At 44.0% G+C, this 14059-nt stretch carries 11 protein-coding genes; 7 read left to right on the top strand and 4 right to left on the bottom strand.

Annotated features, from left to right (window positions below):
• The first annotated feature begins 642 nt into the window (after window positions 1-642).
• The 5 genes from thrA to FHW88_RS14690 all read left to right on the top strand — a co-directional run bounded on the left by thrA (window position 643) and on the right by FHW88_RS14690 (window position 6817).
• Window positions 643-3093 (top strand): bifunctional aspartate kinase/homoserine dehydrogenase I, encoded by a 2451-nt coding sequence (gene thrA / locus FHW88_RS14710; protein ID WP_176626372.1) that lies wholly within the window; start codon window positions 643-645, stop codon window positions 3091-3093.
• A 48-nt stretch (window positions 3094-3141) separates the two neighbouring features.
• Window positions 3142-4140 carry a homoserine kinase gene (locus FHW88_RS14705; RefSeq protein ID WP_176626370.1) on the top strand — a complete coding sequence of 333 codons (999 nt, stop codon included), beginning with the start codon at window positions 3142-3144 and terminating at the stop codon, window positions 4138-4140.
• 197 nt (window positions 4141-4337) lie between these two features.
• Window positions 4338-5648, top strand: coding sequence for a threonine synthase (thrC, locus tag FHW88_RS14700; RefSeq protein ID WP_176626368.1), 1311 nt, complete (start codon window positions 4338-4340; stop codon window positions 5646-5648).
• A gap of 210 nt (window positions 5649-5858) precedes the next feature.
• On the top strand, window positions 5859-6215 hold the full coding sequence (locus tag FHW88_RS14695; protein ID WP_091176136.1) for a hypothetical protein: 357 nt from the start codon (window positions 5859-5861) through the stop codon (window positions 6213-6215).
• Window positions 6212-6817 carry an HAD family hydrolase gene (locus FHW88_RS14690; protein ID WP_176626366.1) on the top strand — a complete coding sequence of 202 codons (606 nt, stop codon included), beginning with the start codon at window positions 6212-6214 and terminating at the stop codon, window positions 6815-6817. The genes FHW88_RS14695 and FHW88_RS14690 overlap by 4 nt, the downstream gene beginning before the upstream one ends.
• 149 nt (window positions 6818-6966) lie before the next feature.
• Here the strand turns inward: FHW88_RS14690 and FHW88_RS14685 are convergent, their stop codons facing one another.
• The 3 genes from FHW88_RS14685 to epsC are packed head-to-tail and all read right to left on the bottom strand — an operon-like array spanning window position 6967 to window position 8899.
• Window positions 6967-7164, bottom strand: a complete 198-nt coding sequence (locus tag FHW88_RS14685) for a DUF5808 domain-containing protein (protein WP_176626364.1) — start codon at window positions 7162-7164, stop codon at window positions 6967-6969.
• A gap of 6 nt (window positions 7165-7170) precedes the next feature.
• Window positions 7171-8043 (bottom strand): cysteine synthase CysM, encoded by an 873-nt coding sequence (cysM, locus tag FHW88_RS14680; protein ID WP_176626362.1) that lies wholly within the window; start codon window positions 8041-8043, stop codon window positions 7171-7173.
• Between the two features lie 25 nt (window positions 8044-8068).
• Complete coding sequence (gene epsC / locus FHW88_RS14675) at window positions 8069-8899, bottom strand: serine O-acetyltransferase EpsC (protein WP_176626360.1); 831 nt, start codon at window positions 8897-8899, stop codon at window positions 8069-8071.
• Between the two features lie 124 nt (window positions 8900-9023).
• Here epsC and FHW88_RS14670 point away from each other — a divergent pair, with 124 nt between their 5' ends.
• Window positions 9024-9464, top strand: a complete 441-nt coding sequence (locus FHW88_RS14670; RefSeq protein WP_176626358.1) for a nuclear transport factor 2 family protein — start codon at window positions 9024-9026, stop codon at window positions 9462-9464.
• 99 nt (window positions 9465-9563) lie between these two features.
• On the opposite strand, the gene FHW88_RS14665 is transcribed toward FHW88_RS14670, so the two are convergent.
• On the bottom strand, window positions 9564-10445 hold the full coding sequence (locus FHW88_RS14665; RefSeq protein ID WP_176626356.1) for a DMT family transporter: 882 nt from the start codon (window positions 10443-10445) through the stop codon (window positions 9564-9566).
• Window positions 10446-11047: 602 nt separating this feature from the next.
• Here FHW88_RS14665 and FHW88_RS14660 point away from each other — a divergent pair.
• Window positions 11048-13927 (top strand): two-component regulator propeller domain-containing protein, encoded by a 2880-nt coding sequence (locus FHW88_RS14660; protein ID WP_176626354.1) that lies wholly within the window; start codon window positions 11048-11050, stop codon window positions 13925-13927.
• The last annotated feature ends 132 nt before the right edge of the window (window positions 13928-14059 follow it).

The raw sequence follows: 14059 nt of genomic DNA, 5'->3' as shown, positions 1-14059 counted from the left end.
TAAGCGCCTCTTTACCGTTTGCGATTACTTCGTTCCTTATAATGAGGTGATTGTAAGCCATTGATTATTAAGTTTATTTTTTTGATCTGTTTTGTGATATGGGCGTTGCCTAAGGCCGGGCTATCCGCTGCAAGTCCTCGCCTTTCCAGCCCGCAAACCCAACGCGCGCTGCGGGCTTTACGCTGCTATCCCTAACGCGGCCCCCACGCAATACCACTAAAACGTCATCACCTTTTTTTTCAGGATTTTCCTGATTGTTCCCAGCAATGACGCATTTTTATTTAAGGGCAGATAGTTACGCACTACTCCCTTATCCATTTTCAATAACACACAACTCTTGATAAAACCTTTTACTTACCTTCCTCATTATCAAATCCATCATTTACTCACCCAACTACCTGATAATTATTACGAAAATCATAATTTGTTAAATATTCCTTGCAAATCAGAAAATAATCTACTTACTTTACAGACATTATATATGACAATTAACAACACCATTTCTACAATTATTATTACCACCGGTATAAACCTCGGAGGAAGATAATCGTATGGTGTAAAACATAAAATGAAAGCCAAAAGAAAAACCTTCCTCCGCAAAGAGGAAGGTTTTTTTGTTACAGAACGATTACTAACCCATAAATGAAAGTTTTAAAATTCGGAGGTACTTCCGTTGGATCTGTAAGCAGCATCCAAACCCTGTTAAGCATCCTGAAGGATGAAGTAAAAAATGAAGAAAAGCCGGTGGTGGTATTGTCAGCCATGGGCGGTGTAACCAACCTGCTTTCGGCCATGGCCGAAGATGCGGCAAACGGCAAAGAGTTTACCGCAGGCTTAGCCGAATTGGAGAAACGTCACTTTGATACGGTTAAAGCCCTTTTGGATGTGCAAAACCAAAACCCGGCGCTTACCCGTTTAAAAATTCACTTCAACCAACTGGAAGAACTTTTACAGGGCGTGCTTACCCTTCGCGAACTTACGCCTAAAACCCGCGACCAGGTGCTGGCTTTCGGCGAGCGCTGCTCAACACTGATGGTGAGCAAAATTGCAGCCCAGCATTTTGGCGATGTACTTTTTGTTGATGCTGCTGATGTAATTAAAACCGACAGCGCTTTCGGCAATGCTAAGGTAAACACCGAGCTTACCGAAAGGCTGGTACAAGGCCTGTATACCGAAAACAAAGGCAAAACATTGATCGTTACCGGTTTCATCGCCTCAAACGATGCAGGGCAAACTACAACATTAGGTCGCGGTGGGTCTGATTATACTGCAGCCATATTCGGCGCAGCGTTAAATGCTCAGGAGGTTCAAATCTGGACAGATGTTAACGGTATGATGACCGCTGATCCGCGCATGGTTAAAAAAGCGTTCTCTTTAACCGAGCTTACTTATACCGAAGCCATGGAGCTTTCCTACTTCGGCGCCAAAGTGATCTATCCGCCAACCATGATCCCGGCATTTCTAAAAAAGATCCCTATCGTGATCAAAAATACCTTTGAGCCTGAGTTTGAAGGGACGGTGATCCGGCATGATTGCAAGGCCTCTACCCTGCCCATCAAAGGGATCTCATCTATCAATAATATCAGCATCCTCAATTTGGAGGGTAGCGGCATGGTAGGCAAATCGGGCTTTAGCGGCCGCTTGTTCTCCTTGCTTGCCCGCGAGCAAATCAACGTAATCCTGATCACCCAATCGTCATCTGAGCACAGCATTACTTTTGCAGTTCAGCCGCAAGATACAGACAGGGCAAAACAGGTTATCGAACAGGAGTTTGAACTGGAGCTTGCCGCCAAAAAATTGGAACATCTGGTTATCGAAAAGAATCTGGCCATCCTGGCCATTGTTGGCGAAAACATGAAACAAACTCCGGGCATGTCGGGCAAGTTGTTCCATGCGCTGGGCCGTAACGGTGTTAACGTAAGGGCTATAGCACAAGGCTCATCAGAATATAACATCTCGGTGATCATCTCGGCGAACGATCTGTCAAAAGCCTTGAACGCCGTGCACGACGCCTTCTTTGTACAGTTGACCAAAACCCTGCATGCGTTTTGCCTGGGTACCGGCAACATCGGCAAAACATTGTTTAATCAATTGAACGCCCATAGCGAATACCTGAAAGATAACAACGGCATCCAGGTTAAAATAGCCGGTATCAGCAATACCCGCAAAATGACGTTCAATAGTGATGGCATCTCTTTAGATACCTGGCAAAATGACCTGCAATCGTCGCCTTATGAAGCCGATCTGCAATCGTTCATCAACCGGATGAAAGAAATGAACCTGCCAAACTGTGTATTTATTGACAACACTGCAAGTCCCGTTCCTATCGGTTTTTACGAGGAGATCTTTAAAGCCAATATCTCGGTGATCACCTGTAATAAAATAGGCAACTCGGGCAGTTATAAGCAGTACCGCACGTTTAAAGATACCGCACGCGCTCATGGCGTTGATTTCTTCTACGAAACCAACGTTGGTGCCGGTTTGCCAATCATCAATACCCTTAAAAACCTGATGAACAGCGGCGACAGAGTGCAGCGTATCGAAGCAATACTTTCGGGCACTATATCGTTCATCTTTAATAACTTTAAAGGCGATGCCAATTTCCACGATGTGGTAAAAGAAGCCCAGGACAAAGGCTATACCGAACCAGACCCGCGTGATGACCTTAGCGGTAAGGATTTTATGCGCAAAATGCTCATCCTTGCCCGCGATGCCGGATATGCTATGGAAGAGGCCGACGTTGAAATAGAAAGCGTGCTGCCAAAAGCGAGCCTTGAAGCTAAAACTGTTGAGGATTTTTATGCAACATTAAAAACCGAAGACGCGCATTTTGCCAAACTTAAAGATGCAGCCGAAAAAGACGGCAAAGTATTGCGTTACATTGGCAAGTTAGAGGAAGGTAAAGTAACTATAACCCTGCAAATGGTTGATGAAAACCATCCGTTCTACATGCTGTCGGGCAGTGATAATATCATATCCTTTACTACCGACAGGTACCGCGAACGCCCGCTGGTTGTAAAAGGCCCCGGCGCAGGCGCCGAAGTAACCGCCGCGGGCGTATTTGCTGATTTAATAAATGTGGGCGCAAATTAATAGCCCCCTAACCCCCTAAAGGGGGAACTATAGTTTGATATTTTTAATATGGAAAATAATTTAGAAGAAGTTAAAGCCGCCCCAGAAGCAGCTCCCCCTTTAGGGGGCGGGGGGGGCGACAGCATCCACGTTTTTGCTCCGGCTACTGTAGCCAATGTGGTTTGCGGTTTTGACGTGCTGGGCTTTGCGGTTGATGAACCTGGCGATGAGGTAATCATGCGCGTCACAGGCAAACCTGGCATCACTCTCAGCAAAATTACCGGCGATGACGGCAGGCTGCCGCTTGATCCGGCGAAGAATACCGTCAGCGTGAGCGTGCAGCATTATTTGCAAAGTGTTGGCCGGACAGATATTGGTTTGGATATTGAGTTACACAAAAAAATGCCAATCGGCAGTGGCCTGGGCTCAAGCTCGGCCAGCACAGTTGCTGGTTTGTTTGCTATTAAGACTTTATTGGGCGATGATTCCGACCCTATAAAACTGCTTCCTTTTGCTATGAAGGGCGAGGAAATGGCCTGCGGTCATGGCCATGCGGACAACGTTGCTCCTGCCCTGTTTGGTGGTTTTGTGCTGATCCGTAGTTATGAGCCGCTTGATGTGGTAAGGCTGCCGCATCCTAAAAACCTGTGGTGCGCCATCGTATTCCCTGATGTTGATGTACCTACAAGAGAGGCCCGCCAAATAATCCGTAAAAACATCCAGATGAAGGATGCCGTTACCCAGTGGGGCAATATTGCCGGCTTAGTAAGCGGTTTATTTATGCAGGATATCGACCTGATTGGCCGCAGTATGAAAGATGTGCTCGTTGAGCCAGTACGCTCTATGCTGATCCCAGACTTTTATAAAATGCGTGAAATGGCTATGGAACTTGGTGCGGTAAGCTTTGGCATCTCAGGATCAGGCCCGTCTGTTTTTGCTTTTACCAAAGACGAAGCCACCGCACGAGCCATCACCCAAAAGCTGCAACAGCACTTAACCGATTTAAAAATCGGATCCAATAGCTACGTATCAACTATAAATGACGCCGGACCGAAGGTTTTGGGGTAGTCCCAAGTCTGAAGTTCTAAGTCGCAAGTATTAAGTCAACATCATAAAAAGCCTCGTCATTGCGAGGCACGAAGCAATCCCCGATTAGCAGAGCCGCTTTGTATAGTTCGCGATTGCTTCGTACCTCGCAATGGCGGGATGGAGAAGTCCGTAAAGAATTAAATCCGAAATCGAACATCCGAATTCCGAAATCAAAAATGAAACTCTACAGTACCAATAATACCCTATCTGAAGTATCGTTCAAAGACGCGGTTTTTAACAGCATGCCGCAGGATAAAGGCTTGTATATGCCTTACAGCATTCCACGTTTGGATGCTGATTTTATCGACAATCTTGATAAATATACCTTGCCCGAAATCGCTTTTAAAGTAGCCCAAAACCTGCTTGGCGATTCTATCCCCGAAGCTGATCTGAAAGCGCTGATCGATGATGCTATCAGCTTCCCTGCTCCTATTGTAAAGCTGGAAGACAATGTATATGTCCTCGAGCTTTTCCACGGCCCATCACTGGCATTTAAAGATTTTGGCGCTCGTTTTATGAGCCGCGTAATGAGCTATTTCCTTGAGCCCGGCGAAAAACAGCTTGACGTACTGGTTGCTACCAGTGGCGATACCGGCGGTGCGGTGGCTCTTGGCTTTTTAGGTGTCCCCAATACCCGTGTTACCATCCTTTATCCTAAAGGCAAGGTAAGCGGCGTTCAGGAGCAGCAACTAACTACCAATGGTCAAAACATCCGTGCCCTTGAGGTTGACGGAACCTTCGATGATTGCCAGGCATTGGTAAAACAGGCTTTTGTTGATGATGAGCTAAACGAAAAATTCCGCCTTACATCCGCCAATTCCATCAATATTGCACGTTTAGTTCCGCAAACTTTTTATTACTTCAATGCATATGCACAGCTATTAAGGCAAGGCATTAAAAAAGTAGTTTTCTCTGTGCCAAGCGGCAACTTCGGTAATATAGGCGCAGGTTTGTTAGCCTGGAAAATGGGCTTACCTGTCGAAAAATTTATTGCGGCTACCAATGTCAATGATACCGTGCCTGAGTTTCTAAAAACCGGCGTTTATCAACCCAAACCATCGGTAGCAACTTTATCTAACGCAATGGACGTAGGCAACCCAAGTAACTGGGTACGCATTGCCGACCTGTTTAAAAACGACACCGAAGCGCTTAAAGAATTGATTGTTGGCTTTAAGTACGATGACGAGGAAACTGTAAAAGCCATCAACTGGGTATTTGATAACTATAATTATGTGGTTTGCCCACACACTGCTATCGCATGGCAGGCTTTAACCGATTATAAGCAGGACCATGCCGCTGTTGACACCGCCGGTGTATTCCTTTCAACCGCACATCCTTGTAAATTCCCTGACGTATTTAGCGATGAGGTTGCTGCTAAAATTGAAGTACCGGAACAGGTAAAAGAACTGGAAGCAAAAACCAAGCTCGCAGTAGCCATTAGTAAAGATTTTGCTGATTTTAAAGGCTATCTTTTAGGGGTTAATTAATTTCAGTATTTTTAGCTGCTGGAAAACCAACAACTACCCGTTATTGCAGAAAGCTGGGTAGGCCTGTCAGTCTGAGCCTGTCGAAGACTCGCGCGGAGAGGCCTGCCACCATGCTTCGACAGGCTCAGCATGACACCCTTTTTCGGTCGTGGGAAAGCTACGCAATAACAGGCAGTTGAAATATGGCCGACTTCAATACCGAAACATAAAATGCTTAGCAAAACCCTGATATTTATCTGCCTCCTGGCAGTTTGCCTAACCGCCTGCAGCCGTAAACAAAAGTTCGACCGTGATAAATGGGATGATGGAGATGGCCTTACGTTCGCTTATCGCCCGGGTATGGTTAATGACCTGATTGAAAGTAAACAGCTTAATAATCTTAAATATCAACAGGTGATCCATTTGCTCCACCGTCCTCAATTAAGCAGTAAAGACAGCATGGTATACGACCTTGACAGAGAATACAGCAAAGGCAAATTGATTTATACCCAAACGCTTGTTGTTTTTTTGAAAGATTCGGTAGTTACAAAGGCCGAGGTTCATGAAACCCACGCAAAGAAAAAATGATCAACACCATAATATTCGATCTGGGGGCCGTTCTAATCGATTGGAACCCGCATTATATGTACCGCACCCTGTTTGCTGATGAACAGGAAATGATAGACTTTTTGGCTAATATTTGTACCTCTGACTGGAATGAGGAGCAGGATGCCGGCCGGTCCTTACAAGAAGGTACAGATTTACTTGTAGCCCAGTTTCCGGAGCACGAAGCTAATATCCGTGCTTTTTATTCCCGCTGGATAGAGATGCTTGGCGATCCTTTTCACGATACGGTAGATATCTTCAAACAATTAAAAGAAAGCGGTAAATACAAAATCTACGCATTGACCAACTGGTCGGCCGAGACTTTTCCGATGGCCCAGGAGCGTTTCGATTTTTTAGGATGGTTTGATGGCATTGTGGTATCCGGCGCCGAAAAAATGCGTAAACCCACCCCTGCCTTTTATCAAACGCTGCTTGATCGTTACCATGTAAATGCAGATGAGGCTTTATTTATTGACGATAATTACCGTAATATTTTAGCGGCAGAAAAGATGGGCATCAAATGCATCCACTTTACATCAGCCGAAGCTTTAGAGATAAAGCTGAAGGAGTTAGAGGTGTTGTAAAATCTTGCAAACCGGCCGCGAGAACATCTGTGATAAAGTGCTTAAAACGCGCTTACATTTCTAACTTAAGCGCCGGTAATTGCGTTACAAACGCCATACCATATTAAGCACCCGTTACAAACGGGCGCAAGTTTATGAACAATACGTATTTATTTCTGCGGGGCAACTATCCATGCTACAATTACCACAGCCAGTAATCCGCCTATAATCAAATAACTTAACGGGTGGGCAAAATTCACTGTCCAGCCCATGTACTTAATTCTTTTGGGCACAATGATCCGGCTATCATCTTTGTTGTAATAAAATACGCCGTATTTATAATTATTACTATCCTCTGTCGGTTCCATCGGTATTTATCCAAATAACTCGCTGCTCAAATACCTGTCGCCCCGGTCACAGCAAATAAAAACGATTAGTCCCTCTTCCAGTTCTTGAGCAAGCCTTACAGCCGCAGATAGTGCACCGCCGCTGCTCATGCCTGCAAATACGCCTTCAACCTTAGCCATTTGGCGGGCCATTTGAGTCGCTTCTTCCTGCGAAATATCCATTACCCTGTCAACCCGTTTGGCATCAAAAATCTTGGGCAGGTATTCTTCGGGCCACCTGCGGATGCCGGGGATGGAAGAGCCTTCAACCGGTTGGCAACCTACTATCTGTACGTTGGCGTTTTGCTCTTTCAAATATCTTGAACAACCCATGATGGTGCCGGTAGTACCCATCGCACTTACAAAATGGGTGATCGTGCCTTCGGTATCCCGCCAAATTTCGGGGCCTGTTGTTTTTACGTGGGCCCTGTAATTATCTGGGTTAGCAAATTGATTCAGCAAAAAATACTCGCCAGTGGCGGCTTTTTCTTCGGCATAATCGCGGCAAAGCTCTATCCCTTCAAGCAACGTAACTTTAGCGCCAAAGGCCTCCATGGTAAGCGTACGCTCGCGGGTGGAGTTGGACGGCATCACCAGCTCTATTTCCAGGTCAAACAACCTTGCAATCATAGCCAATGCAATACCGGTATTTCCGCTGGTTGCTTCAATGAGCTTAGTGCCGGGTTTAATATCGCCGCGCTCAATAGCACTTCTGATCATGTTGAGCGACGCACGGTCTTTTACGCTGCCGCCCGGATTATTGCCTTCCAGCTTGGCGAAGATCCGCACTTTTGGATTTGGGTTCAGCTTTTTAATTTCTACCATAGGCGTGTTGCCTATCAGGTCTATCAATGAAGCCATTATATAATTTTTATAGGTAAATGTTTTATTTCTTGTGTCCGAACAATTTAATGCTCAACCTTTTCAGGATCCGGTGATTGGGAGTATGGTATACCCTTGAATTTGGCGGTAAACTCTTGGTGAGCCAAACGTTCCCTCCTACCACACTGTTGTGCCCGATAATGGTTTCGCCGCCTAAAATGGTGGCCCCCGAGTAAATCACCACATTGTCCTCCACCGTTGGGTGCCGCTTGGTATTGGCCATACTTTTATCCACACTTAAAGCACCTAAAGTAACGCCCTGGTACAGCTTTACATGCTTACCTATTTTACAGCTTTCGCCAATAACAATACCGGTACCATGATCTATATAGAAATACTCGTCTATTTGGGCAGCAGGATGAATATCTATCCCTGTTTTAGAATGCGCATATTCTGTAAGGATCCTTGGTAACAGCGGAATATCATCGATATAAAGGCTATGCGCCACCCGGTAAAGCGAAATAGCATAAAAGCCCGGATAAGTACGGATTACTTCAAACTCACTGCGCGCGGCAGGGTCTCCGTTAAAAATAGCCTGGATATCGGTATTCAGAATACGGAACAAGTCGGGAAGGCCTTCAAAAAACTTTTTGGCCAGCTTTGAGGTATCGCAATTGCTACAGGCCTTTGTTGCATGCATAATGTCACAAAGTTCATTCTCCAGCCTTAAAAATTCATCCTTCAGTTCCTCAACCGAAGCGTATTGCTGCCCGGTTTGTTCGGGATATAGCAAATGGATCACTTTTAGTGCCCACGCTGTAATCTCCCTGTTTGAAGGCACAGCCTCCAGCTTTTGCTGTTTGGCAAATATATGTTGGTAAAAATCCTGACTCATGTTTTATGGTGGGCCGTTTTGGGAAAACAACCAATAACAGTACAAGTTTATATAAAAGATTGTTGTTAATATGTAAAATGAGCCGGATAATTGATATTTGAGTGAATTTAACCTATGCAAAACCATGAAAGACCAAATAATTGAAACCATAACAGCCTTATTCGCCGGGGCCGATGAGCACGACTGGGACAAGATAAAAAACACCCTTGCCGAGAATGTAGAGCTTGACTATAGTTCGATGACCGGCAATCCGGCAAGTGTTGTACCATCCGAAGGTATTATTGCGGCGTGGCGTGGATTTTTGCCCGGCTTCGACAGAACCCACCATCAACTGGCCGATTTTTATGTAATGCAGAATGGTTCGGCAGCGCTTGTTCATTATTATGGCAAAGCCGATCATTTTATTGGTGATGAACTGTGGATTGTTGAAGGCACCTATGATACCGAACTTATTGAAACTGACGGCAAATGGACCATTACCAAACATAAACTTAACCTCATTAAACAGGATGGCAATCTGGACTTACCGGCGCGGGCCGCAGCCAGGATATCTGAGCAGGGCTGAAACAACATGTCACTGAGCGTAGCGCGGCAATCGCACGGAAGCATAGCCGCTCTGTATAGTATGCGATTGCCGCGCTACGCTCAATGACGTGCTTCTTGATTACATCGCCTGCTCCGTCCTTTTCCTTCGGTTTAACCCTGCCTGCAAAATCACGGATATTATAATGATCAACAGGCCTGCATAAAAGGATACGTTGAGTTGCCGGGATTCATTAAATAAAATCATTGCCAGTAAAATACTGTAAACAGGCTCCAGGTTAAAGGTTAGATTAACCGTAAAGGCAGACATTTTCTTCAAAACCTCGGCCACCATAACATAAAGGCCAACCGTGCAAAAAAGCGATAAAAGCAGCAAATAAATGATATCTAATGTGCCTGGTAGTATCGTTTTTGAGGGGAAAAAATAAAGATATAGCGGTGAGGCCAGTATTAGCGCGGCAGATCCAACCAGCATCTGATACAAGTTCATAACGGTTGAATCATACTTTTTAACCAGACGCTCGTTCAATATGGTATAAAGTGATGCCAGGAAAGATGATATTACACCGAGTATGATCCCCGTTCTGAATGAGGTATCAAAATGAAATATCAAACCGATACCGGCAAGGGTAAGCATGCTTAGCAGCAGTTCAGTAATATTGAAAGGTTTTTTGTTGATAAGCGGAGACAGAAATGCAGTAAAAAAACTGGTGAGGCAATAGCAAACTACGCCTACAGAAACGTTGGAATATTTGATGCTGGCATAAAAGAACACCCAGTGAAAGGCAATTAGTAATCCAGCCTTACCCATTTCCGTTATGTTATTCCATGAGTACTTAAATTGTGGCTTTTTGATCCATACCATAATCATCAGGAATAAAAAAGAGAACAGGGTACGGTAACAGGTAAGCAGGTATTCATTTAAAGAAATAAGTTTACCAAACACCCCGGTAAAGCCGGCAAGTATTACGGCTATGTGCAATAGAACAAACGTCTTTTTCATTTTTTGCTAAATTAAGAATAGGTTGGGCAAAGCATAACAATACCTGCAATTGCCCGCATTGAATAAATTGTTTTGAAAATAGTGTTGAAAAAATTCAGACCCGATAGAATAATCGATGATCTGTTAGCAAAAAAGAGCTGGTGGTGAATCATTGAAAAATGGCTCCGACGCAAGGATATTGCGAGTAAGGGATTTTGATGTCCCAACTGTGCCATATTTAATGTTTGCTGTTATCATTTGTTGACGAGCCAAAAATATGGAAAAGTTTTGTTTTAACTAAAGATTTGTGATTGTCTTGTCACTTTGGCTATTACCATAAAATTGAAGGCCATTTTGTTCACAGAGATAACTTCTACCGAAGATAACTTAAGCAGAGACCGGTGCGTCCCCACAAGCCGAACGGCCGGGGCACACAACTTATGTGTATGAGCCGGGACACTTATATAATAAATATTTACAGGCGAGCTGCCTATATTTAGATGGATATAACTATGTATCATTTCTTTTTAAATTTATCGGTGATATAGCAACACAAAAGCCTTACGCTCCGTATCATTGCGTATTGATAAAAGCAGCAATGTTAAATTGATACAAATTATAGAATGCCGCTAAAAAGCCCTTTTTTTAAACTTTTAATATTAACGCTGTTTCTATTCCCGGGCCGGGTATATGCCGGCATTCCATATCAGTTAGTTTACCTGAAAAATTATAGCGCCCCTGATGGCCTGCCCAGTTCAAGGGTTAACTATTTAATGCAGGACAGCAGGGGTTTTATCTGGCTGGCCACCGATAAAGGCGTAAGCAGGTTTGACGGCCAGCATTTTAAAAACTTCACATCGGCCGATGGGCTGGAAAACAATGAGTGTTTCCGGATTGCCGAGGATAATTATCACCGGATCTTTTTTTACTGTAATAACTACCGGGTTTGTTATTATGAAAACGGACTTATCCATAAGCTTAATTCGCCTCAAAAAGTAATCGTTTCACCCTTCGCCAATTTCTTTTTTAACCGCTATAATGAGCTCTGTGTAAATTACAGGCTTAGTACCAAAGTATATCATTTTGAAGAGTTAAAATCGGAAAGACATGCCATAAGGCATTTGAACGGGTACATTTATGGTTCTGACGGAGAAGAGATCGTCCTATCTGAAAATGATCTTGATATCCTCGAAGAAGAGCTTAAGGCCGGCCAGTTAAGTTTTCAAACCGCCAATACCAATACCAAACCTTACCGGTTGGCTTTACAGCAAAATTATTTGTTATTGATAACTAAAGACTGGGTACATGTTTATCGGTATCAAAAAAGCGGGATCATCCCCCTCAATAAAATCTATTTTACCGGCAATGTGACTTCGGTTTACCTTACCGGCAAAAATACGTTTGCCGTTACAACGGTAAAACAGGGCACCTACATTATTAACTATCTTACCGGCGAACGGAAAAATTACCTTAATAATAACATCACTACCGCCACGGTTATTGACCGGGAAAATAATTTATGGTTTGGCAGTTATGACAAAGGCTTCTTTTTAAGTACTAACCCCGAAGTAAAAATCATTAACAAAGAAAGCGGGCTGGCCAATGAAGATGTTTTAAAACTGGCCATTGCAGGAGGCTACCTTTTTACCGGGCATGTTTTAAGCACACTGAGTTATATGAAACTTGGCGCAAATCAAACGCCGCCGATTGGTACTATAACTATAAATCAAGACAGGTCTGACTTTAACCGGATAACCAATCTGCTTACAATTCCGGGCAACAGGCTCATGATTGGTACCGATAATGGTATATTCAGATTAGATATTTCGAACAAGAACCCGGCGTTATGGCATCCCGAAAGTTATTTTGAAGGCCCTGTAAAATTTGATGGCCCTATAAAAGGAATCACCCATCAACATGATACAGTGTATTTTATTTCACAAAATGCCGTTGTTGTAATATCAAATCAGTTCAAACGTCTAAAAGGTTATAGATTCAAGCCTATACGCATGACATCTCTTACCTGGTATAAAAACAAGCTGCTGATAGGTTCACTTTATGGGTTATACCAGTTAATGCCCACTACTAATGATATTACCTATGTGCGGATATTAGCCAATAAAGGAATAAATGTTGTTAAGAGCCTGGCATCAAATAATGAAGTATGTGCGATAGGCACAGAAGCTCAGGGGGTGTTTTTGCTGGCCGGCAAAAAAATTGTTCAATTTAGATCTCCTGCTATTTTTTCAGGCGATATCCGTAAACTGGTATGGACAGATGACAATACACTATGGGTCTGCACCGCAAACGGTGTAAGCATTATCAGCTTCTATAATCATTATCAAAATTACCGGATAAGTTTACTCAATACCAGTAACGGGCTCCCCTCGGATAACGTTGCCGATGTGGTACAGAACGGTCATGATTATTATATAGCTACAGATCAGGGCATAGCCGTTACTCAAAATTTAGGGAACACCGCCCTGCCTAAACCGGTGTTGATTAATGATGGGATACCCGGAACTCAAAACAGCTTTACTTACGGCCGGCCTGTTGTATTTAACTGCGTTGCCCTATCCTACAAAAGCATGGGCAAAATACAATACCGCTTCAGGCTTAAGGGGGTTGATAAAAATTGGAGCGTCGCGCCTTCCGGCGAAAAACGGTTCGACCTGCTGCCCCCCGGAAACTATGAGTTAGAAGCCCTGGCTGCCGACCGTTTTAACCAGTTAAGCCAGCCGCTCATTTTTAAATTTGACGTTATGCCTTTATGGTACCAACAGCTGTGGCTGCAGGTGGTGGCTGTATTAAGTACCATAATCATCGCTTTCCTGCTGGTACGGAAATATTATCAATCCATCATCGGCTTACAAAAAAAGGACTATGAAAATGCCCTTGCCCTGCAGCGCGAACGACAGCGCATCAGCAGTGAGGTGCATGATGATTTAGGGGCAAGCATCTCCGGTATTAAGCTCAGGACCGAATTGCTCAGCCGCAAAACAGCCGATCAGCCTGCTTTTAAGGAGATTGACGCTATTCATGAAGCCATTACCGATATATCTACCCAGGTAAGGTTAATTATCTGGAGCCTTGATGCTGAAAACGACGAAGTAAGCAACCTGGCCGGCTTTATTCATAAACAAGCCATTAAAATATTTGAATACAGCAATATTGACCTCCATGTAAATGCCTCCGTCAGCGAAACCCCGGTTACCATCAGCGGCGAAAAAAGGCGCCAGGTATACCTCCTTGTTAAGGAAGTATTAAACAATATTGTTAAACATTCGGAGGCACAAAACGCGTTTCTGGAAATCAATCTTTACAAAAACCGGCTGCAGATCAGCATCCGTGATGACGGGCGCGGATTTGACCCTGATGTGCGCAAACACGAAACCATGGGCATCCGGAATATTCACACGCGGGCAAAAAGATTGAACGCCGAACTGAAAATTGATACCGCCCACGGTAAAGGCACATCCATCGGCCTTAAACTGAACCTTTAGCGTATACCCCATAATAGGTATAAAGAAAGCCGGGATAATTTAGGAAATTAGCATTTTATATTTACCGAAAAGCATGCTCCAGATAGTTTTGTTAGAAGATAATTTACATTACCGGCGCGGGCTGGAACAGAA

Source organism: Mucilaginibacter sp. SG538B (genome assembly GCF_013376065.1).
GTDB lineage: Bacteria > Bacteroidota > Bacteroidia > Sphingobacteriales > Sphingobacteriaceae > Mucilaginibacter > Mucilaginibacter rubeus.
Note: the sequence above shows the minus strand (reverse complement) of the source record. Positions and strands in the feature narration are given on the sequence as shown.

Coding starts and splice junctions, on each gene's coding strand:
- thrA (WP_176626372.1), top strand. CDS start 643: ATGAAAGTTTTAAAATTCGGAGGTACTTCCGTTGGATCTGTAAGCAGC.
- FHW88_RS14705 (WP_176626370.1), top strand. CDS start 3,142: ATGGAAAATAATTTAGAAGAAGTTAAAGCCGCCCCAGAAGCAGCTCCC.
- thrC (WP_176626368.1), top strand. CDS start 4,338: ATGAAACTCTACAGTACCAATAATACCCTATCTGAAGTATCGTTCAAA.
- FHW88_RS14695 (WP_091176136.1), top strand. CDS start 5,859: ATGCTTAGCAAAACCCTGATATTTATCTGCCTCCTGGCAGTTTGCCTA.
- FHW88_RS14690 (WP_176626366.1), top strand. CDS start 6,212: ATGATCAACACCATAATATTCGATCTGGGGGCCGTTCTAATCGATTGG.
- FHW88_RS14685 (WP_176626364.1), bottom strand. CDS start 7,164: ATGGAACCGACAGAGGATAGTAATAATTATAAATACGGCGTATTTTAT.
- cysM (WP_176626362.1), bottom strand. CDS start 8,043: ATGGCTTCATTGATAGACCTGATAGGCAACACGCCTATGGTAGAAATT.
- epsC (WP_176626360.1), bottom strand. CDS start 8,899: ATGAGTCAGGATTTTTACCAACATATATTTGCCAAACAGCAAAAGCTG.
- FHW88_RS14670 (WP_176626358.1), top strand. CDS start 9,024: ATGAAAGACCAAATAATTGAAACCATAACAGCCTTATTCGCCGGGGCC.
- FHW88_RS14665 (WP_176626356.1), bottom strand. CDS start 10,445: ATGAAAAAGACGTTTGTTCTATTGCACATAGCCGTAATACTTGCCGGC.
- FHW88_RS14660 (WP_176626354.1), top strand. CDS start 11,048: ATGCCGCTAAAAAGCCCTTTTTTTAAACTTTTAATATTAACGCTGTTT.